This is a genomic window from Microbulbifer sp. CnH-101-G (genome assembly GCF_052466775.1).
Genome location: NZ_CP174292.1, coordinates 3,966,174 through 3,985,856, shown reverse-complemented (window position 1 = coordinate 3,985,856; position 19,683 = coordinate 3,966,174). Strand labels below are relative to the sequence as shown.

At 54.4% G+C, this 19,683-nt stretch carries 20 protein-coding genes; 8 read left to right on the top strand and 12 right to left on the bottom strand.

All coding sequences use genetic code 11. The features are described 5' to 3' along the window. Positions 1 to 747: 747 nt before the first annotated feature. Entirely contained in the window at positions 748 to 2,088 is a 1,341-nt protein-coding gene (locus ACJJID_RS17685; RefSeq protein WP_444920598.1) for an MATE family efflux transporter, read from the top strand. A gap of 337 nt (positions 2,089 to 2,425) precedes the next feature. Here ACJJID_RS17685 and ACJJID_RS17680 read toward each other — a convergent pair whose 3' ends face one another. The 3 genes from ACJJID_RS17680 to ACJJID_RS17670 are packed head-to-tail and all read right to left on the bottom strand — an operon-like array spanning position 2,426 to position 5,615. Further along, positions 2,426 to 3,256, bottom strand: a complete 831-nt coding sequence (locus tag ACJJID_RS17680) for a hypothetical protein (RefSeq protein WP_444920597.1) — start codon at positions 3,254 to 3,256, stop codon at positions 2,426 to 2,428. Next, positions 3,256 to 3,531, bottom strand: a complete 276-nt coding sequence (locus ACJJID_RS17675) for a YheV family putative zinc ribbon protein (protein ID WP_152450352.1) — start codon at positions 3,529 to 3,531, stop codon at positions 3,256 to 3,258. The genes ACJJID_RS17680 and ACJJID_RS17675 overlap by 1 nt, the downstream gene beginning before the upstream one ends. Positions 3,532 to 3,566: 35 nt before the next feature. Further along, positions 3,567 to 5,615: a M3 family metallopeptidase gene (locus tag ACJJID_RS17670; protein WP_444920596.1), complete on the bottom strand. Its 2,049-nt coding sequence runs from the start codon at positions 5,613 to 5,615 to the stop codon at positions 3,567 to 3,569. A gap of 65 nt (positions 5,616 to 5,680) precedes the next feature. On the opposite strand from ACJJID_RS17670, the gene ACJJID_RS17665 reads away from it, so the two are divergent. The 3 genes from ACJJID_RS17665 to ACJJID_RS17655 all read left to right on the top strand — a co-directional run bounded on the left by ACJJID_RS17665 (position 5,681) and on the right by ACJJID_RS17655 (position 7,780). Beyond that, positions 5,681 to 6,235 (top strand): gamma carbonic anhydrase family protein, encoded by a 555-nt coding sequence (locus ACJJID_RS17665; RefSeq protein WP_444920595.1) that lies wholly within the window; start codon positions 5,681 to 5,683, stop codon positions 6,233 to 6,235. After that, positions 6,228 to 7,175 (top strand): LysR family transcriptional regulator, encoded by a 948-nt coding sequence (locus tag ACJJID_RS17660; RefSeq protein WP_444920594.1) that lies wholly within the window; start codon positions 6,228 to 6,230, stop codon positions 7,173 to 7,175. The genes ACJJID_RS17665 and ACJJID_RS17660 overlap by 8 nt, the downstream gene beginning before the upstream one ends. A gap of 86 nt (positions 7,176 to 7,261) precedes the next feature. Continuing rightward, complete coding sequence (locus tag ACJJID_RS17655; RefSeq protein ID WP_444920593.1) at positions 7,262 to 7,780, top strand: hypothetical protein; 519 nt, start codon at positions 7,262 to 7,264, stop codon at positions 7,778 to 7,780. A gap of 53 nt (positions 7,781 to 7,833) precedes the next feature. On the opposite strand, the gene ACJJID_RS17650 is transcribed toward ACJJID_RS17655, so the two are convergent. The 9 genes from ACJJID_RS17650 to ACJJID_RS17610 form a co-directional block, all read right to left on the bottom strand. After that, a complete protein-coding gene (locus tag ACJJID_RS17650) occupies positions 7,834 to 8,235 on the bottom strand; it encodes a hypothetical protein (RefSeq protein WP_444920592.1) in 402 nt (133 codons plus the stop codon). 47 nt (positions 8,236 to 8,282) lie between these two features. Then, positions 8,283 to 9,104: a shikimate dehydrogenase gene (gene aroE, locus ACJJID_RS17645; RefSeq protein WP_444920591.1), complete on the bottom strand. Its 822-nt coding sequence runs from the start codon at positions 9,102 to 9,104 to the stop codon at positions 8,283 to 8,285. After that, positions 9,101 to 9,553, bottom strand: coding sequence for a hypothetical protein (locus tag ACJJID_RS17640; RefSeq protein WP_444920590.1), 453 nt, complete (start codon positions 9,551 to 9,553; stop codon positions 9,101 to 9,103). Before ACJJID_RS17640 ends, aroE begins: the two co-directional genes overlap by 4 nt. A 28-nt stretch (positions 9,554 to 9,581) precedes the next feature. Further along, a complete protein-coding gene (gene hemF, locus ACJJID_RS17635; RefSeq protein WP_444920589.1) occupies positions 9,582 to 10,487 on the bottom strand; it encodes an oxygen-dependent coproporphyrinogen oxidase in 906 nt (301 codons plus the stop codon). Between the two features lie 27 nt (positions 10,488 to 10,514). Next, on the bottom strand, positions 10,515 to 11,081 hold the full coding sequence (locus ACJJID_RS17630) for an L-threonylcarbamoyladenylate synthase (protein ID WP_444920588.1): 567 nt from the start codon (positions 11,079 to 11,081) through the stop codon (positions 10,515 to 10,517). 13 nt (positions 11,082 to 11,094) lie between these two features. Beyond that, complete coding sequence (locus tag ACJJID_RS17625; RefSeq protein WP_253868767.1) at positions 11,095 to 11,208, bottom strand: AIR carboxylase family protein; 114 nt, start codon at positions 11,206 to 11,208, stop codon at positions 11,095 to 11,097. Between the two features lie 153 nt (positions 11,209 to 11,361). After that, positions 11,362 to 12,795, bottom strand: a complete 1,434-nt coding sequence (locus tag ACJJID_RS17620; RefSeq protein WP_444920587.1) for a catalase — start codon at positions 12,793 to 12,795, stop codon at positions 11,362 to 11,364. Positions 12,796 to 12,883: 88 nt separating this feature from the next. Next, positions 12,884 to 14,041: a DNA-processing protein DprA gene (gene dprA / locus ACJJID_RS17615; protein ID WP_444920586.1), complete on the bottom strand. Its 1,158-nt coding sequence runs from the start codon at positions 14,039 to 14,041 to the stop codon at positions 12,884 to 12,886. A gap of 93 nt (positions 14,042 to 14,134) precedes the next feature. Further along, entirely contained in the window at positions 14,135 to 15,205 is a 1,071-nt protein-coding gene (locus ACJJID_RS17610; RefSeq protein ID WP_444920585.1) for a LysM peptidoglycan-binding domain-containing protein, read from the bottom strand. 182 nt (positions 15,206 to 15,387) lie between these two features. Between ACJJID_RS17610 and def the strand changes: the two genes are divergently transcribed. The 4 genes from def to trkA all read left to right on the top strand — a co-directional run bounded on the left by def (position 15,388) and on the right by trkA (position 19,632). After that, positions 15,388 to 15,894, top strand: a complete 507-nt coding sequence (def, locus tag ACJJID_RS17605; protein ID WP_444920584.1) for a peptide deformylase — start codon at positions 15,388 to 15,390, stop codon at positions 15,892 to 15,894. Between the two features lie 64 nt (positions 15,895 to 15,958). Further along, positions 15,959 to 16,912, top strand: a complete 954-nt coding sequence (gene fmt, locus ACJJID_RS17600; protein WP_444920583.1) for a methionyl-tRNA formyltransferase — start codon at positions 15,959 to 15,961, stop codon at positions 16,910 to 16,912. Then, positions 16,909 to 18,216, top strand: a complete 1,308-nt coding sequence (gene rsmB, locus ACJJID_RS17595; protein WP_444920582.1) for a 16S rRNA (cytosine(967)-C(5))-methyltransferase RsmB — start codon at positions 16,909 to 16,911, stop codon at positions 18,214 to 18,216. The genes fmt and rsmB overlap by 4 nt, the downstream gene beginning before the upstream one ends. 30 nt (positions 18,217 to 18,246) lie before the next feature. Then, a complete protein-coding gene (trkA, locus tag ACJJID_RS17590) occupies positions 18,247 to 19,632 on the top strand; it encodes a Trk system potassium transporter TrkA (protein ID WP_152450320.1) in 1,386 nt (461 codons plus the stop codon). Positions 19,633 to 19,683 lie beyond the last annotated feature (51 nt).

The following is a 19,683-nucleotide window of genomic DNA, read 5'->3' as shown; positions in this document are numbered from 1 at the left end:
CCGAATTTTATTTTGGCCGCCGGCCTTCACGGATAACTGAAATTGCCCTGCGTGCTTACTGTTTCAGGGTTAATTCCACTCGAAATTTGTGGACATACTGTAGTATCACAAGACTACATACACTGGGCGAGGAGGTATCCCCGCAATACTGCCGTCAGTGCAACTCGTTATTTTTAGTAAAAAAATTTTTACTTCAGATGTCGACGCCCGGAAGGTACAACCAACAACCTGTGTTTCTTTATTTGTCGCAACTACTGCAGGTACAACAGGAACATACTGACGATAAAAAGTCAATCATGCTATATAGCGATAAATTATGCTCAGCTAGGCTTAGCTCATAGGAAATTTCAAATATATTTAACCAATATTGAATGATGTTTCTCCTAGCCTGGTGTTACTGCAGGTTTTTTGTCGCGATACGATTAAATTATGTAAAGGAGATTAATAGTGCAGTGTCTCAATGAGGCTTTTCACCCCTGAAAATTTTCTTATCCCTAATTGGATCCAATCGAACCCAGCTAGCGCATCAGCCTCTTCATCAATCAGGTAATTGAACAATAAGGTATAATCGACAGCTTAGTGACAAATGAAGTTTACGCCAAAAGATGCATAACCTATTAGCTTATCGGATTTAACAATCGGGTTCGTCACTCGATGTTCGGCTTTTTACTTTACCTGACAATAGAAATAGCAATACACCTCAACCCACCTGAAGTCTCTTCGCGATTAAACCTATTAAGTAACCCTATGAATTACCTACATGTCGAGCAAAAAAACCTGGGAAGAGTCTGGAACCTTGCTTGGCCTATGATCCTCAGCAATATTTCAGTGCCATTGCTGGGGGCTGTTGATACGGCCATTCTCGGTCATCTCTCTTCAGCCGAATATCTCTCTGGAGTCGCCATTGGCGCAAGCGTAATGTCGATGCTCCTCTGGGCCTTTGGTTTTCTACGTATGGGCACTACGGGAATTGTGGCCCGCAGTCAGGATGGTGGTGTTGAATGGTTATTACGTGCTTTGACATTGGCATTAGCCCTAGGAGTCCTGCTCCAACTGATGGCCTATCCCATCATAGGTCACATTGTCAACTGGATGAATGCCAGTAGCGATGCCAGCCCTCATGCAACAGCTTATTTACAAATTCGCCTAATCAGTGCTCCAGTAGCTTTGGTGAATTTTGCCTTACTTGGCTTTTTTATTGGCCGGCAGGATAGTCGAGCTCCCTTATATATTTTGCTTGTAGCCAACCTGTTAAATATTGGTTTGGATTTTCTCTTTATTCTAGGTTTTGGACTTGGAGCGAAAGGCGCAGCGATAGCCACGGTCTGTGCAGATTTCTTTGCACTCGTGATGGGTTTATCCCTACTAACTCGCGTGAATAACACGATTTGGCAAGACATTGTCACTCACATACGCGCACCACAATTTCAGCCATGGGTGGATTGGAAGCCATGGCTAGAGTTGCTTCATATCAATACTGATTTATTTATTCGCACTTGCTTACTGCTATTGACCCTAACGTTCTTTACTGCCCAGGGGGCCGCACAAGGGGACTCTGTGCTAGCCGCAAATGCCATATTATTGCAACTGCTGATGATGACCTCTTATGCATTGGATGGCTTTGCCCATGCCACCGAAGCATTAGTGGGTGAATCTATAGGGAAAAAATCTAACAAACTATTTCAAGAAATAGTTTATGCAGCCGGAATCTGGGCATTGGGGAGCGCAGCTCTTCTTACCTTATTGTTGATAACAGGCAAGCCTATCATTATCAAACTGTTTACTGATCTTCCTAAGGTTATCTTAGAGATCAATAAAATCTACTGGTGGTTATGCGCCCTGCCACTATTAGCTGTATGGAGTTACCAACTCGATGGTGTATTTATTGGGGCAGGGAAAAGCCGACAAATGCGCGATACTATGTTTATTGCCACGATACTTATATTTTTTCCCAGTTGGTGGTTGACCCAAGACTGGGGCAACCATGGCATATGGTTCAGCCTATTTTTGTGGATTACTGCACGATCCTTGGGGCTTATTTTTTATTATCGGTACTACACTATAAACGATTTCTGGATAACCAAATGATTTATCGCTCACTGTGCAAGAAACTTAGGGAGAACCAAAATTTGTACCCGTACCTGTAAGCCTATAAAAGATAGTATCCAGAGACTTTATTGCTGTACTGAGACTTATTAAAAGATATCCAGCTTGGCCTACTATAGGGGAAACACTTCTCATAAACAAACAAAAAAACCTAGATAAAGTCACTATTATTTTAATTTAGGGCTAGTTATTTCTAAGAGAGTTTTTTAGCGTGTTCTCAATAAATCGAAATGATAAATTCCGAAAGATAAAAATAATAATCTCAGGATGGTTGATACTGAGCGGGCATAACAATGTATTAATACCCGCTCACCATTTTTCAGAGGCCCGGACTTGATATCTGCTTTCTAACTAAAATCTGTGTATAGTTGGCAAAAAAAGCATTTTCTCCCTGCAAAATCACTCTATTCAACCCTTCAACCTTACCCCTCAATTCAGGATTATAAAAATAGAGACTTCCACTACGAACCGTGTAGGCCTTAGGATTTTCAGCCATTAACTTATAAAATGAGGAGAGCCTTTCCAGGTAAACATTCACAGAATTTAGGGAAAAATTACCCTGCTGATAATAGTCCAGAACTTCTGTATTTATTTGCTTTTGAATGAACGCTTTTTCCTCAGCAGAGAAACCATAAGTTTGCACCTGAGTATTGATATCGCTACGTAAATCTTTCAAGTATCTATCTGCAGCCTGTGCAGACTCTCTTAAAGCGCCAATAGTTTTCTTACGTTTTCTAAGTGATTTACGGTTTTTAAAAGTTGTAGCATCTGACATCTCAAATGAAGCGAGATCAGCAAGAGGCCTGAATATTGTGATATGTTGTAAATTACTATTTCTTGTCAACTTGTCACAAATATCAACAGCATATTTCCACTCTTTGAAAAGTTTTCCATCTAAGATTTTCTGTGGCAATGCCTCAACAGCCTCATTCAGTGCACGCTGTTGTTGTAAATAAAATTCTGGGTTTTGCTTCCAATCATTTGCCTGTAGTCGAAAGAGACTGAGAACTCCCTGGTTAACACAGCTAGCCAGAAGGTGCGAGGTCATCTCCAGCTGTTGTTTTTGAGTTTTTCGATAGTTATTCAAGCCGTACAAGCCAACAACAATTGCGATGACGAGCACGGCTATAACTGCAAGTACCTTTTTCACTATTTATTTTTTTTTATTGGTTGAATAAATTTCACCGGCTCTTCACTGGCCTCTTTTCTCTGCCCGGTACTCACTCGGGTTAAAAGTTCAGAGGGTGAGGATTGCAGGCGAATTTCATCTTTAAACCCGCAAGAAACACACTCGCGGTAATTTTTTCCATCTTCCTGATAATTGATTATTCGATCCATCTCACTGCAGCGCGGACAAACCGCGCCAGCAATAAAACGTTTTTTGGGCTTTTTCTGCTGCCCGTCAGAATTTTCCTGATCGACCATGATTACTGCTCAATATGCATGACTTATTGGCCTTTTTAGGCCGGGCTAATATTTAACTCTAGCTGTTCAATACCAGAATGACGCAACAACGCATCAATATCGGGTTCTCTACCGCGAAATTCTACAAACAGCTCAAGAGCATCTCGGCTGCCGCCCTGTTCAAGAATGGAGTGCATAAAGCTTTCCCCGGTGACACTATCGAATATTCCCTTTTCTTCAAATAGGGAGAAGGCGTCAGCCGAGAGTACTTCTGCCCATTTGTAGCTGTAATATCCCGCCGCATAGCCACCAGCAAAAATATGGCTGAAACCATGCTGGAAACGATTTTCCTCTGCTACAGGAACTACCGCTACTTCAGAGCGCACCTCCTTCATCAGCTGCTGGATTTTCTTCGCATCCATTGCTTCTTCACTGCTGTGTAAGCGGAAATCAAATATCGCAAATTCCAGCTGCCGTACAGTGAACATCGCTGACTGGAAATTCTTGGCCGCGAGCATTTTTTCCAATAATTCTGCCGGCAACGCTTCTCCAGTTTGGAAGTGTGCGGAGATCATGGCGATCGCCTGCGGCTCCCAGCACCAATTTTCCAGGAATTGACTGGGCATTTCCACCGCATCCCAGGCCACACCATTGATGCCAGAAACCGCCGCTACATCAATGTGGGTCAACATATGATGCAGGCCATGGCCAAACTCATGGAACAATGTGGTGACTTCATAATGCGTCAGCAGTGAAGGCATGTCCCCCGCTGCGGGGCTAAAATTACACACCAGATAGGCGACGGGCAGCTGCAAGCCTTCTTCGCTTTGACGGCGTGTGGTAACGGTATCCATCCAGGCCCCACCGCGCTTCTTCTCCCGCGCAAAAGCATCTAGGTAGAAACCCGCAATGCGCTCACCATCCCTGTATAACCAGAAGAACTGAACATCTTTATGCCAGGTTTCCACGGTAGTATCTTCCCGCACGGTAACTCCAAAGAGTTTTTCCACTACCGTAAATAGACCTTCGACAACCTTGGCGTAAGGGAAGTATGGACGCAGCTCCTCCTGACTAATCGCGTAACGCTGCTGCTTGAGTTTTTCCGCAACCCAGGCGATATCCCAGGGCTGTAGTTCTTCGAGTTGATATTCCTCGCTGGCAAATTTGCGCAACTCTGCCATTTCGCGTTCAGCGGCAGGTTTAGCTTTCTTCGCCAAGTCATTGAGGAATTCCAATACGCGTTCGCAGCTTGGAGCCATTTTACTGGCTAGCGATAACTCAGCGTAATTGTTCATTCCCAGCAGCCGGGCCTGCTCTGCGCGCAGAGCCAGAATGGACTCCATCACTTCTGAGTTGTCGAACTCACCAGCATTGGGTCCAACCTCAGAGGCACGGCTGACAAATGCGGTATGCACCAGCTGACGCAACTCACGGTTCTCCGCATGAGTCATTACCGCCAGATAGCTCGGTCCCTCCAAGGTGATCACCCAGCCGTTTTTGCCTTTGGCCTTTGCCGCACCTTGCGCAGCCGCTAGAGCCGTTTCCGGCAAACCACTTAAGTCTGCCTTATCCTCGGTATGCCAGCTCCAGGCATTGGTAGCATCCAATACATTATTGGCGAACTGGCTGGTGAGCTCCGACAGGCGCTTGCTGTTCGCGGCAAATTGCTCCCGCGCCTTCCCCTCCAGGCCAACCCCACTCAATTCGAAATCCCGTAAGCCGAGCTCAATAGATTTCTTTCGCGGCTGTGGCCAATTCGCAAATTCAGGCGATGCCGCCAGTTGTTCATATACCTCATACAGCTCGCGGTTTTGCCCCTGCTCGGTCCAATAGGCAGTAACCTGAGCCAGCGCCGCCTCATAGGGCGCTCGCCACTCACCACTCAACACACTGTTGAGGTGGCTGATCGGTGAAAAAGCACGATTGAGCTGATCCTGAACCTGCTCTAGTGGCTTCAGGGTACTCTCCCAATCGGGGTTCTCTAAGCCACTCTGCAACTGCTTGTGACAGTCCTCAATGAGCTTTGCAATGGCGGGCTCCACCTGTTCGGGCTGCAGCTGGTTGAACGGCGGGAGAAGAGGGATATTCAACAGTGGATTGGACATACGGGACCCTGTGCTGGAAAAAGGATACAGCTATGATAGAGGATTCATTGTACAGGAGCTTCTTTATGTCCCCACTGCGCAGCCACAACGATTCTGTGAGCGAGAAAACCCCGCAACTCGGCCAACGCGTTTTTGTTGACCCGCAGTCGGTTGTGATCGGTGATGTCACTCTGGGTGATGATTGCTCCATATGGCCCATGGCGGTGATTCGCGGGGACATGCATCGTATTCAGATTGGTGCACGCACCAGTGTCCAGGATGGAGCGGTATTGCATATCACCCATGCCGGCCCGTTTAACCCGGAGGGTTGGCCGCTGACAATTGGCGAAGACGTCACGATCGGTCACAAGGCCTGCCTGCATGGCTGCACCATCGGCAACCGGATTTTGATCGGCATAGGCGCCATTGTACTCGATGGTGCGGTGATAGAAGACGAAGTGGTGTTGGCCGCAGGCGCGCTGGTACCTCCAGGCAAAACCCTGGAGAGCGGCTACCTCTATGTGGGCTCTCCCTGCCGCAAGGCACGCCCGCTATCTGACAAGGAGAAGGCGTTTTTTAATTATTCTGCGCAAAACTATGTGAACCTGAAGGATCAATATCTGCGTCAAGATAGTGAATAACGCATCACCGGCCGATTCGGTCCCCATGCTCAATCTGAATACCGATCAATTGCATACCTTTGTGCGCGCCTGCGAGCTGGACTCTTTCTCCGCTGTTGCCCGGGAACAGGGGCGCGCCCAGTCCTCGGTGAGTGCCTGTATCCAAAATCTTGAGTTGGACCTGGGGCTTGACCTTTTCGATCGCAGCGGAAAATTTCCGCGGCCCACGGCCGCAGCTACGGCCCTGTTGCCGCTGGCCCGCCAGGCCCTGGGGCAGCTGCAGCGTTTTCAGCAGGCCGCGGATTCCTATCAAAGCGGCGAAGAAGCCGTACTGCGTATCCTGTTTGAAGAGCTGGTGATGCCCGACCGCCTCAACGATGTGTTGGCAAGCTTCAGCCAGCGTTTCCCCCACACCCAACTGCAGTTGCGCAGTGCCAGTCATCAACAAGCGGTGCAAAGCATCAACAACGGAGAGGCCGATTTTGCGTTTGTGGCAAGCGGGGGCAGCTATCCCGGCGCACTGGAATTCAACACGCTCGGACGCCAACAAATTCTCTGCCTCGCCACACCAGACCATCCATTGGCACGCCAGCAACCCACCTCCCTCCATGAGGCCGCACGCCACCGGCAAATCATCACGGCCATGGTGGAGGACCAGCAGCGCTGGCAGCTTTCAGCACAGGTATGGACCTGCGATTCCCTGCTGCAGGCCCTGGATCTGGCTTGTAAAGGCATCGGTTGGGTCAACGCGCCCTATGAGCTGGCTCGCCCTTTCCTGAAGAGTGGCAAACTGGTGGAGTTGAAACTCACCAGCGCACTGAGTGCCTGGAGCCTGGATGTCGACCTGCTCTGGTCAGCCAAAACTGCCCAGGGAAAAGCCGGTCTTTGGTTTGCTCGGGAAGCTCGGCGCCTGTATGGCAACTATTACAGCCCACCTATCGAGCAAACCGATAGTATCTAATTTTTATCTAACAAATTTCCCGATAAAACTTGGCAGCTGGACCGATGAGGTCCGAATTTCTATCACCGGCAATAGGAGCCATCGAGATGACAGAACAACAGCAGCTGCAAGAAATGGATGCCTTCTCCAAGAAATATCGCTACGACATGGAGTATCTGAAAGAGTTTTTACGCTCATCTCCCGAGGGCTTTGAGAAATTCGCACAGTTCCAGCCCCTGTCAATGCACCGGGAGTTCTTATCTTTGGAGGTCTTTTGGGTGAGCAAGCTGGCCGCCATGCAGGTAGCGGACTGCGGTGCATGCCTGCAACTCAATGTGCGTATGGCACTGGAGGCCGATGTCTCAGCGCAACTAGTGAAGGCCTGTATTCAGGGCGGCAGTAATTTACCGGAACACCTCAAGGATATTTTTGACTTTGCCACCGCACTGGCCAGTTACAAAAATATAGATCCACAGTTGGACCAGCGTATCTCTGAGCAGCTGGATAAAAAACAGCGTATCGAGCTGGGCGTCAGTGTCGCTACCGCCTCTGTATATCCCACCATCAAGAGAGCCATGGGCCACACCCAGAGCTGCAGCCTTATCGAAATAGAGTTTGAGGCCTGATTGGAGGTACCGCCGCAATCACTCGCGGCGGTATTTATTTACCTTGGTGTACTTTACTTGCCCTGTAGCCGCAGCAGTGCCGATGCGGCGATACCGCCGATAGCGCAAGCGAGCACAATCACTAGCGGAGTCATGGTTCCCAACACAAAAGCGCCATAGTCGTAGCCACGCTGGGGCAAAAGGTAGAACAGCAGGAAGGCGGCAGGTAACAGTGACAATAGGGCACCGCGCAACAGCCAAGCATTACGCCAGGGGAGTAAGAACAACAGACCACAGAGCCCGCCCCAGACGATGCGCTGGTAGAGATAAGCGTTACTGAGGTGCGGTGCCAAATCCACCCCCAACCAGCGAGTAAACCCGTAGCTGCCCATAGCCCACAGGCCCAAGGCATAACAGAGACCGCCGAAACAACCCACCGCAAAACACATAGAGAGATTACGCAACCATTCGCGCACAGCCAGTACCCCGTTAATTTTTGTTGTTATGACTTCAGCCAGATAAATCAGGCTGTCAGTGTTCGCCGCAGCTGTGCCAACACCGGCTCTAAACGGGGCTTCACCCCGCGCCACAAATAGAAGGCCTCCGCCGCCTGTCCCACCAGCATACCGAGACCATCGGCAGCCTCAGCCCCCTGTTCACGGGCCCAGTGTACAAAAGGCGTCGGCTTTGCACCGTAGACCATGTCATAAGCCCGGCCAGTACCTGTGAAAAGGTGTTCAGGCAGGGGCAGCAATTGATTGTCCAGGCTCGCTGAACTGGCATTGATTACCAGGTCGAACCCCCCGCAAAGCTCTTCCAATCCACTTGCCGTCATAGCGCCATAGTGGGAAAACTCATCTGCCAGCTGGCAGGCCTTGGCGGCAGTGCGGTTGGCAATATGCAGCTGTGCGGGGCGCTCGGCCAGTAGTGGCAATAGTGCTCCACGAGCGGCGCCACCGGCGCCCAGAAGTAATACCCGCTTGTCCTCAATTAACCAGCCCAGGTTGTCGCGGATATCCGCCACCAAGCCGGCGCCATCGGTATTGTCACCCAGCAGGTTTCCACTCTCGTCGGACACCAGGGTATTCACCGCACCGGCGGCGGCCGCGCGCTCGGTAAGTTCATCCGCCAGCTCGCAAGCTTCAAGCTTAAACGGCACCGTTACATTGAGACCGCGACCACCCTCAGTAAAAAAGGCCTGCACGGTGTCGGCAAAACCCTCGAGAGGGGCGAGCAGTTTTTCATACACCAGATCTTCCCCGGTCTGAGCGGCAAAGGCGGTGTGGATTTGTGGGGAGAGGGAGTGGTCGATGGGATTGCCTACCACTCCATAGCGGTCGCTCACGACTGGGCCCTCTTACGCGCCCTGACGGCTTCGCGAATCTTGGCACTTTCATCGACGATCACCAAAGCGTCGACTCTAAGGCCCTGTTCAGTATCCGTCAGCAGGTAACGGGTGTGGGAGCTGTAAAGCTCGATTGCCTTGTCGCTTTCCTCGCAGCGATGTAGCAGGGTCCAACGCACACTGGCGAGGCTACTGTAATCGTTCAACTCGATAATCTCGGTCACCGTACCGAGAATCTGGCACACCTCAAGGCGCCTGTAGGCGTTGAGCAACTTTTCGACCTGCTGCACGAATGCGCCGCGATCCACCGTCAATTTGTTGCCATCCTCACGGTAATAATGCAGAGGGAAGCGGTAATAATCGGCTATCTGCTGCGCATCACCCGTTTCGAAGTGGCGCCTGTAATCCAGGAATAGTGAGTTGATAGCTTCCAATCGCGTCTGTTGCACAGCAAACCTCCGTAGTGCCTGATCCGGGTTATACCCAGTCCCTATGCGGTAGAAAATCCGTGTAGAGCTTTTCCTCAGCGGAACCCGGTTCCGGCTGCCAGTCGTACTTCCAACTCACTAGCGAGGGCAATGACATAAGGATAGATTCGGTACGCCCACCGCTCTGCAGGCCAAATAAAGTGCCTCGATCGAACACCAGGTTGAACTCCACATAACGGCCGCGGCGGTACAGCTGGAAATCCCGCTCGCGTTCACCGTAAGGCGTATCCTTGCGCTTTTGAATAATGGGCAGGTAAGCCTCCAGATAACTGTCGCCCACTGCGCGAGTGAGGGCGAAGGCATTCTCGAAACCGCCCTCATTAAAGTCATCAAAGAAAAGACCACCCACTCCACGGGCCTCATCGCGGTGCTTGAGGTAAAAATACTTGTCACACCACTGTTTGAAGCGTGGGTATATCTCTTCCCCAAAAGGGGCGCAGGCATTTTTGGCGGTACTGTGCCAATGCACCACATCCTCTTCGAAACCGTAGTAAGGAGTGAGGTCGTAGCCACCTCCAAACCACCAAATCGGCTCCGCGCCTGGCTTTTTGGCAACGAACAGACGCACGTTGGCATGGCTGGTGGGCACATAGGGATTGCGCGGGTGGATCACCAGAGAGACGCCCATCGCCTCAAAGGAGCAGCCGGCCAACTCGGGGCGACTGGCGGTGGCAGAGGGCGGCAGGCCGTCACCATAGACGTGAGAGAAATTAACCCCGCCTTTCTCAACCAGGTTCCCCTCTTCCAGCACACGGGTTCGACCACCACCGCCACCGGGCCTCTCCCAGGCGTCCTCGTGAAACTCCCGGCCGTCCTCACTACCCAGTGCGCGGCAAATACGATCTTGTAGATCCAGCAGGTAGCCCTTTACTTCCTTGGTATCAATATCACTCATGGGGAATCACTAACTCATTTATAGAAATCAACCACCCGCGCGCAACAGCTCTCCGCTGAGTAGGTCGCGAATCTCACTGGGGGAGTTGCGGCCACCAGTGTCACCGCCACCCACATAGTCGAGGGCATCGCCAAAATAGCGGAGTACCTGGTACTTATGCCTTGCGGGTTGGCACCCCGCCGGATTGGCAGAGGTGGATACGATAGCACCGCCAAAAGCTCGTGTTAACGCAGCGGTAAAAGAGTGGTCGGTGTGGCGCAGAGCCACCGCGGGATGAGCGCCACAGACCCAGTAGGGTACGCGGCCTTTATGGGGTACCAGCCAGGTCACTGGGCCGGGCCAGGTTTCCCGCATCTGTTGGCGCTGTTCGGCGCTGAGAGAGTCGAGCAACGGGCTAAAACTTTCCTCCTCACCGGAAACCAGGATCAAACCTTTCTCCAGTGGGCGGTTTTTCAGGCGCAATAGGCGCCTAACGGCCTGCAAGTTATTTGGATCGCAGGCGAGGCCCCACACAGACTCGGTGGGGTGCGCGATAACACCACCCGCCGCAAGGGCGCGGGCAGCCTTTTGTACAGCAAGGGGAGAGTACCTCATGACAGTATCGTTGCTAGTTGGCGTTGCAATGTTGAATATGGCATTTATCCAGCACAGCGAAGGTGGTTTCCACCACTGGCAAATCGAAACCGGACCCCATCAGGATCGCTACAAAAGGCTTGCTCATTTCAACTCTCTCAACTGTCAAAGTGGGGACAAGCGCCAAAATCTAGCGGATTGCGCAACCGCGCACAAGGTGTTGCCGAACGTCTCCCCCGGGGGAATCGTTTATCCACTGCCCCCCTGTATCAAGTCATCAGCGCTGAAACTTTAGTCAGACTCACAATTCGGCCTTAACGCCTGCAGCGTAATCCGGGTCCACCTTGTGAAACTCAGCCAACTGCCGCTGCACTATCTCATCCGGAACCCCGGCCATGGCTCTGGCAATATTGCCAAAGAGCCGCTGCTTTTCGCCGTCATCGAAAAGATTAAAGAGGGCGCGGACCTGGCTGTAGTCATCGTTACCCTCGCGGTGATCGTAGCGATCAGCGGTGCCAGAAAGTGCCATCGGAGGTTCCTTGGCGCTGGGGTCTTCCTGGGGACCATTGAAACTGTTGGGTTCGTAATAGGCGTCGGGATTGCCGGTGCGAATTCCCGTGGTATTCATCTCGCCATCGCGATAGTAGTTATGTACCGGGCACTGTGGTGCATTGACCGGTAGATTCTCATAGTGGGTGCCGAGGCGATGGCGGTGGGCATCGGCATAGGAAAAAATTCGCGCCTGCAGCATTTTGTCCGGGGAGAAACTAATGCCCGGCACAATGTTTGAGGGAGAGAAAGCGGCCTGCTCCAACTCGGCAAAGTAATCATCGGGATTGCGATTTAACTCCATCTCGCCAACTTCGATCATCGGGTAATCCCCATGGGGCCACACTTTAGTCAGATCGAAGGGGTTGTAAGGTGTCTTGGCCGCTTCGGCCTCCGGCATGATTTGTACCTGCAGGCTCCACTTGGGGTAGTCACCCTTCTCAATCGAGCCAAACAACGCCTCCTGATAGCTCTCACGGGTGCGACCAACCACCTCCTCCGCTTCGGCATCGGTAAGAAACTTGTGCCCCTGGCGGGTCTTGAAATGAAACTTCACCCAGAAGCGTTCGCCAGCACTGTTCCACAGAGAGTAGGTATGGGAACCGTAACCGTTCATATGCATGGGTGAAATCGGCAGGCCGCGGTCGGAGAAGAGGATCGTAACCTGGTGCAGACTTTCCGGAGACAGCGACCAGAAATCCCACATGGCGGTGGGGGAGCGCAGGTGGCTGCGGGGGTGACGTTTTTGCGTGTGGATAAAGTCGGGAAACTTGTAGGGGTCGCGTACGAAAAAGACCGGGGTGTTGTTACCCACCAGGTCCCAGTTGCCCTCCTCGGTATAGAATTTCAGGGCAAAGCCGCGCACATCGCGCTCGGCATCCGCCGCCCCCAACTCCCCGGCCACCGTAGAGAAACGGCCAATCATGGGTGTTTCTGCGCCTTTCTGCAGCACCTTGGCACAGGTGTACTTGCCGATATCCCCAGTGATACGCAGTGTGCCGTAAGCCCCCCAACCCTTAGCATGTACAGTGCGTTCGGGAATCCGCTCGCGATTCTGATGACCGAGCTTCTCCAGCAGCTGGTAATCCTGAATTAATAGCGGCCCTCGCGGACCCGCGGTCAGACTATTTTGATTGTCCGGAATGGGTGCGCCGGCATCGGTGGTGAGTTTGGGTTTGTCCGCCATGACCTGCCTCCTGTTTTAGAATCCACTGAGTATTAACGCTGGGCTAACAGTTCGCGAACCATCCGGCGGCTGCAGCCTCAAAGATGATTTAGGTGGTTACGCCCTCTCTCTGACGACAGCAACCTGCGCCCCGAGCTGTCAGCTGGTAACCACCTGGCAACTGCTCCAACAATCCCTCCAATTCCAATTGCAGCAACAGCGCCATCAAATCACCGGCGGACTCCCCGGTATCCAGCGCCAGCTGTTCAATACTGCGGGGACCGCCCTGCAGGGCTAACAGTAATTGCTGCTGGTGATCGTCCAGCGCTACTTCTAGCACTACTTCGGTTGCGATTTCACTCTTTACCGGCGCGGACAACAGGCCACCCAGCTGCCCTGCGATATCTGCGCTGGTTTCCACCAGTGTCGCCCCTTCCCTGATCAAGTGATGGCAGCCTCTGGCCATCGGGTTGTGAATAGAGCCGGGTATGGCGAAGACCTCGCGATTTTGCTCCAGCGCCAGGCGCGCGGTAATCAGGGAACCGGATCGCACAGCGGCCTCTACCAGCAGTACTCCCATAGAGAGTCCGCTGATTATCCGATTGCGACGCGGGAAGTTTTTCGCCTCGGCACCACTGCCGAGCGGCAACTCACTGACAATGGCGCCGCCAGCGACAAGAATTTCTTCGGCCAGGGCGCAGTTTTGGCGGGGATAGACGGAGTCGACGCCGCTGCCCAGCACCGCAATCGTGGCCCCCTCTCCTCGCAATGCGCCCTGGTGCGCTGCCGCATCCACTCCCAGTGCCAGCCCTGAGGTGATAGCAAAACCGGCGCCGGCCAGCTCCATGGCAAAGCTGCGGGCATTATCCAACCCGGCGGTGGTGGCACGGCGCGCACCGACAATAGCGATCTGGGGTAAAGAGAGAGCGGCGCGGGCACCGCGCAAATACAGTAATGGTGGGGGTCGGGAGATTTCCGCGAGCAAAGCCGGGTAGTCCGCATCACCGTGGTGCACCAGATGCACTCCGGTTTGCGCACAGCGGGCTCGCTCGGCTGCCACCCACTCCAACAATTCGCTCTGGGCGCCAAGACGGCAACACTCACGCCATTGGGTTTGCGCCCGTGGCGGCAGTTTACTTAATAGGATTGGGGGAAATTCTAGTAGGGCCCGATCGGGGCTACCGAAATGCTCTAGAAGCTGCCAGTAACGTGCAGGACCCAGTCCCTCAAGGCGCAGTAAAGCCATACTGGCGGTCAACGCATCCATGCAGCTCACCGTATTGTCTGTTTTGCAGGAAAGTGGTTATTCAGTGGTGCGGCACTCCAAACAGCAAGAGTCACCGCACTCTCTATGGACTGGTTATGGATTGCGCACCGAGTCCATTACCGCCAGGGGGCGGTCCGCTTCAAGTATCAGCGCCAGGCTCATCTTCTCAAAGGTGCGGAAAACCATCATCTCGCCAGCGCGCTCATCCGGAAGCTTTACGCTGTCCCCGGCAATACGATCACGAACCATAGAGCCGCGCTTATACACCGCCATCACATTGCCAGGCACTATGCCATCGCGCTCACCCAGGTTGAGGATGACTACGTCAAACTTACCGATCTGGGTCACGCCCTCATCGACACCCACAATCAAGCCATTCACCGTCACGGCGGGAGCGCTGGGGTGAAAGAGTGCATCGATGGAACGCTCTTCCACCGGCATCAAATGGTCCTCAAGGCGGATCTCGCGGGCGGTGCTGGCTACGCCCAGAGTAGCGACGGAGAATCCAGGGCGGTTATCCGGGTCCAGCTGCAGCAAATCCACTTCACCAATGCCCAACGCCTGGCGTCCCAGAGTCTCATTGCTGACGGGGTCTACGTAAACAGGCCCCGGACGGTAAAGACCGTAGGAAGCAAGGGGCACTTCGAAATCACCGCGCGCATAAATGGTATCGCCCGCGCCCATAAGAATATGGTTATCGGAGCCGGAAACGATATAAGGCGTGCCCTCAAAGGCATCCGGCTCGACGATACGGGTGCGCGACAGGAAGGCATTGATGGCATCCAGGGGAATCGCCCGGATCGCATCCTCTACCGCCTCGCGGCGGATCTGCGGGGTCAGGCGATTGCCATTTGCACCCGGAGATAGTTGATAGGCGCGCGGTCCACGCTGTAGCTGCAGTTGCGGCTGGCCATCTACATATACCAGGCGCAGGCTGTCGCCGGGGAAGATCAAATGGGGGTTCTCAACCTGCGGGTTTACTTGCCAGATCTCCGGCCAGTACCAGGGCTGTACCAGAAATTCACTGGAGATATCCCAGAGGGTATCGCCCTTTTGCACGACATAGGCATCCGGGTGGCTGGGGTTCAGGCGCACCTGATCCTGCGCTTGGGTGCCAAGGGCGACCGCCAACATCGAGACAGCGGCCAGGATTATTTTTTTCATGGAAGCATTCCTATGCTCTTTATCGCTATAATTCTCAGCGCCGGGCCACCCTTCACAGGAAATGTGGCCGGCCCCGGGCGCGCAGCGCCAGCGAAAATCGGGGTCCACTCGGTAAATATTGAGCGCGATCATAATGTTATCAGCGCACGTTCAACGAATACTAGAAGTTTGTCACAGGTGTTATGGCTAAACTCGAGATACTGGAATTTCCCGATCCGCGCCTGCGTGAGATCGCCAAACCCGTCGCAAAAGTCACCGACGAGCACCGCCAGCTGCTAGAAGACATGTTCGAAACCATGTACGCGGCACCTGGCATTGGCCTCGCTGCGACTCAGGTCAATGTCCATGAGCGTATCGTGGTGGTGGATATCTCTGAGGACAGCAACGAGCCGCTGGCCTTTATCAACCCGGAAATCGAGGTGTTAGAGGAAGAGATCCACCAATACGATGAGGGCTGCCTGTCGGTACCCGGTTTCTACGAGACGGTGGAGCGCCCGCGCAGGGTGCGCGTCAAGGCGCTGGACCGCAACGGCGAACCTTTTGCCATAGAGGCTGAGGGGCTGCTGGCAGTGTGCATCCAGCACGAAGTCGATCACCTGGATGGCAAGCTGTTCGTGGATTACATCTCCCCACTCAAGCGCAACCGCATTCGCTCCAAGCTGGAAAAGTCCCAGCGCCGACGCGCCTGATATATAAGAACTGGCCGCCGGCTGGACCGGCGCCATCTCCACCCCTCGATCTGAGAATCCGCCAGTGAACATCATCTTTGCCGGCACGCCGGACTTTGCCGCCGTGCACCTGCAGGCGCTGCTCGACAGCGACCACCATGTCATCGCCGTTTACACCCAACCGGACAGGCCGGCGGGGCGGGGCAAGAAACTGCTGGCCAGCCCGGTCAAGCAACTGGCGCTCTCCCACGATATCCCCGTATACCAGCCACTGAGCCTGCGCGACCAGGCTGCTCAGGAAGAGCTGGCGGCACTTGGCGCCGATATTATGGTGGTGGTGGCCTACGGCCTGATCCTGCCGCAGGCGGTACTGGACACCCCGCGACTGGGTTGCGTCAACGTACACGCCTCCCTGCTGCCGCGCTGGCGCGGTGCCGCTCCCATTCAGCGCGCCGTCGAAGCGGGTGACAGCCAGAGCGGTGTGGCGATTATGCAAATGGAAGCCGGACTGGATACGGGCCCGGTGCTGGTGGAGCGCCGCTGCGATATCACTGCGAAAGATACCGGCGGCAGCCTGCACGACAAGCTCGCCGAACTCGGTGGGCCGGCCCTGACCGAAGCACTGTCGCAGCTGGCCTCAGGCACTGCCAAGCCAGAAGCCCAGGATGATACAAAGGCCAACTACGCCAATAAAATCACTAAAGAGGAAGCGCGCATCGACTGGCAGCGCCCGGCGCAGGAACTTCAGCGCCAGATCCGCGCCTTCAATCCCTTCCCGGTATGCTGGACCGCCTTTAACGACAGCAAAGGCGAGCAGCGCCTGCGCATTTACAGCGCCAGCCTGGAGCGAGGCTGCCACAGCGATACACCCGGCACCATTTTGGCCTGCGACGATGAAGGCATCCTGGTGGCCTGTGGTCGCGAAGCCCTGCGCCTGCAAGTAATACAGTTGCCCGGTAAAAAAGCGCTGCCGGCCGCGGAAATTTTGAAAGGCCACCGGGCGCTCTTTGCCCCTGGCACACAATTGGGATCATTATGAGTAGAGATGTACGCGCCGAAGCAGCCCGGGTAGTGGCCGCGCTGCTGGAATCGCAAGGTTCACTGGCACGCCTGTTACCTAAAGCCGAGGACAAGGTTGAGGAGCGCGACCGCGCCCTGCTGCGTGAACTCTGTTACGGCTGTGCCCGCACCGCCCCGCGCCTGCAACTGATCGCTGCGAAGCTGCTGCGCAAGACCCCCAGTGATAGCCTGGTGAGCGCACTGATCCTGCTAGGGCTCTATCAGCTGGAATATACCCGCATCCCCGATCACGCAGCCATCTCTGCCACAGTCAATGCCGCCCGCAGTCTCAAACTGGATCGCGCCACCGGCCTGATCAATGGCGTGCTGCGCAACGCCCTGCGCGAACGCGAGCGTCTGCAGAGAAAATTGTCTGGCAACCCACAGTTCAGCTCGGTACACCCGGCCTGGCTACAACAGGCGATCAAAGCTGCCTGGCCAACCCAGGCGTCTGAAATTTTCCGCGCCAACAATACCAATCCGCCCATGACCCTGAGGGTCAATAGCGCGCGTATCTCCCGCGAGGATTACCTGCAGCAGCTCGACGAAACGGGGCTGTCCGCCGAGGCCTGTGCCCTCTCACCCGTGGGCATCACCCTGCTCGAAGCGGTGCCAGTGGGGATTCTGCCCGGTTTTGCCGAGGGCCTGGTGAGCGTGCAGGATGAATCCGCCCAGCTGGCGGCACAGCTGCTGGCACCCGGTGAAGGCGAGCGGGTGCTGGATGCCTGCGCCGCGCCTGGCGGTAAGAGTTGCCATCTGCTGGAGCAGCAGCCCGCGATTGAATTGAGCGCCCTCGATATCGAGGAGGAGCGCCTCGACCGGGTACAGGAAAACCTCGAGCGCTGCGGCCTGTCCGCACAATTAATCTGCGCCGATGCGGCCGCGGCAGATTCCTGGTGGGACGGACAACAATACGACCGTATCCTGCTCGACGCGCCCTGCTCCGCCACTGGAGTCATCCGTCGCAACCCAGATATCAAACTGTTGCGCCGCGCGGAGGATATCGCCGAGCTGGCCAAGCTGCAGGCAGAAATTTTGCGCGCCACCTGGGCACTGCTCAAACCCGGCGGCAGTCTGCTTTACGCCACCTGCTCGGTGCTGCCGGCCGAAAATAGCGAAGTTGTCGCCGCCTTCATTGCGGAGACCGAGGATGCGAGCGACAATACTCCGGAACTGCTGCACGGTAAGTCCTGGGGTGAAAAGCAGGTTGCGGGAATGCAACTGTTACCCCAAAACGGTGGCGGCGACGGTTTCTACTACGCTCTGCTCAGCAAAGCCGAATAACAGCAGCGCTAGCCGCGGGTCTCTTCCGATATGAAAATTGTCATTCTCGGCGCCGGCCAGGTGGGCGGCTCACTGGCGGAGGCCCTGGCCTCGGAGCGCAATGATATTGTGCTGGTGGACAGCGACGAAAAAACCCTGCGCGAGTTGCGCGACCGCATCGATATCGGCGTGGTCAACGGCCACGCCTCCCACCCCGATGTGCTGATGGATGCCGGCATCGAGGATGCCGATATTCTGGTGGCGGTGACCAATAATGATGAAACCAATATGGCGGCCTGCCAGATTGCCCACTCATTGTTCCGTGTGCCCACCAAGATCGCGCGTGTGCGCGCCTCCTCCTATCTGCAGTATCCCCAGTTATTCGACAACCAAGCCATTCCCATCGATGTGCTGATCAGCCCCGAGCAGTTGGTCTCCGAATATATTGCACGCCTGATGGAGCATCCCGGTGCACTACAGGTATTGGATTTCGCCAGTGGCCGCGTGCAGTTGGTAACTGTTCTAGCCGTTCAGGGCGGCCCTTTGGTGGGACACCAGCTGCGTTATCTGCGCGAACACATGCCCAAGGTAGATACCCGCGTGGCGGCCATTTACCGACGCAATCGGCCGATTATTCCCCAGGGGGATACGGTGATTGAGGCCGGCGATGAAGTATTTTTTATCGCCGCACGCGCAGATATCCGCGCGGTAATGAGCGAGCTGCGCCGCCTGGAGCACGGTTATAAACGTGTAGTCATTGCTGGAGGCGGCAATATCGGCCTGCGTCTCGCGACCAAATTAGAGAACCGCTACTCGGTCAAGATTATTGAGCGCAGCCACGAGCGCTGTGTATTTTTATCCGAGGAGCTGTCCCACACCATTATCCTGCACGGCAGCGCCTCAGATCAGGAGCTGTTGCTGGAGGAAAATATCGAAGACACCGATGTTTTCCTCGCCCTCACCAACGATGACGAAGCTAACATCATGTCATCGCTGCTGGCCAAGCGCCTGGGCGCGCGCAAGGTGATGACCCTGATCAACAACCGCGCTTACGTGGACCTGGTGCAGGGCGGGGAAATCGATATTGCCATTTCACCCCAGCAAAATACCATCGGCAGCCTGCTTACCCACGTGCGCCGTGGTGATATGGTCAATGTGCATTCCCTGCGCCGCGGCGCTGCCGAGGCAATCGAGGTGGTCGCCCATGGCGATGAACGCACCTCCAAGGTGGTGGGAAAGAAAATCGAGGATATCGATTTACCCGAGGGTGCCTCCATCGGCGCCATAGTGCGCGAAACCGTCAACGGCAGCGAAGTGTTGATGGCGCACGACGATGTGATTGTACAGAGTGACGATCACGTGATTGTATTCCTGGTGGATCGCCGCCAGACGCGCCATGTGGAACAGTTGTTCCAGGTTGGTTTCGGCTTTTTCTAGCCCGCTTTTTTTATTGAGAAGTCCGGCGATCACAAACTCCGCCGTCCATAT

Excerpts from the sequence above, each read along its gene's own strand:
- hemF (WP_444920589.1), bottom strand. The coding sequence starts at position 10,487 with ATGAGTGATATTGATACCAAGGAAGTAAAGGGCTACCTGCTGGATCTA.
- ACJJID_RS17610 (WP_444920585.1), bottom strand. The coding sequence starts at position 15,205 with ATGAAAAAAATAATCCTGGCCGCTGTCTCGATGTTGGCGGTCGCCCTT.
- def (WP_444920584.1), top strand. The coding sequence starts at position 15,388 with ATGGCTAAACTCGAGATACTGGAATTTCCCGATCCGCGCCTGCGTGAG.
- ACJJID_RS17685 (WP_444920598.1), top strand. The coding sequence starts at position 748 with ATGAATTACCTACATGTCGAGCAAAAAAACCTGGGAAGAGTCTGGAAC.
- ACJJID_RS17670 (WP_444920596.1), bottom strand. The coding sequence starts at position 5,615 with ATGTCCAATCCACTGTTGAATATCCCTCTTCTCCCGCCGTTCAACCAG.
- ACJJID_RS17625 (WP_253868767.1), bottom strand. The coding sequence starts at position 11,208 with ATGAGCAAGCCTTTTGTAGCGATCCTGATGGGGTCCGGTTTCGATTTG.
- ACJJID_RS17630 (WP_444920588.1), bottom strand. The coding sequence starts at position 11,081 with ATGAGGTACTCTCCCCTTGCTGTACAAAAGGCTGCCCGCGCCCTTGCG.
- ACJJID_RS17620 (WP_444920587.1), bottom strand. The coding sequence starts at position 12,795 with ATGGCGGACAAACCCAAACTCACCACCGATGCCGGCGCACCCATTCCG.
- dprA (WP_444920586.1), bottom strand. The coding sequence starts at position 14,041 with ATGGATGCGTTGACCGCCAGTATGGCTTTACTGCGCCTTGAGGGACTG.
- ACJJID_RS17675 (WP_152450352.1), bottom strand. The coding sequence starts at position 3,531 with ATGGTCGATCAGGAAAATTCTGACGGGCAGCAGAAAAAGCCCAAAAAA.
- ACJJID_RS17665 (WP_444920595.1), top strand. The coding sequence starts at position 5,681 with ATGTCCCCACTGCGCAGCCACAACGATTCTGTGAGCGAGAAAACCCCG.
- trkA (WP_152450320.1), top strand. The coding sequence starts at position 18,247 with ATGAAAATTGTCATTCTCGGCGCCGGCCAGGTGGGCGGCTCACTGGCG.
- ACJJID_RS17655 (WP_444920593.1), top strand. The coding sequence starts at position 7,262 with ATGACAGAACAACAGCAGCTGCAAGAAATGGATGCCTTCTCCAAGAAA.
- rsmB (WP_444920582.1), top strand. The coding sequence starts at position 16,909 with ATGAGTAGAGATGTACGCGCCGAAGCAGCCCGGGTAGTGGCCGCGCTG.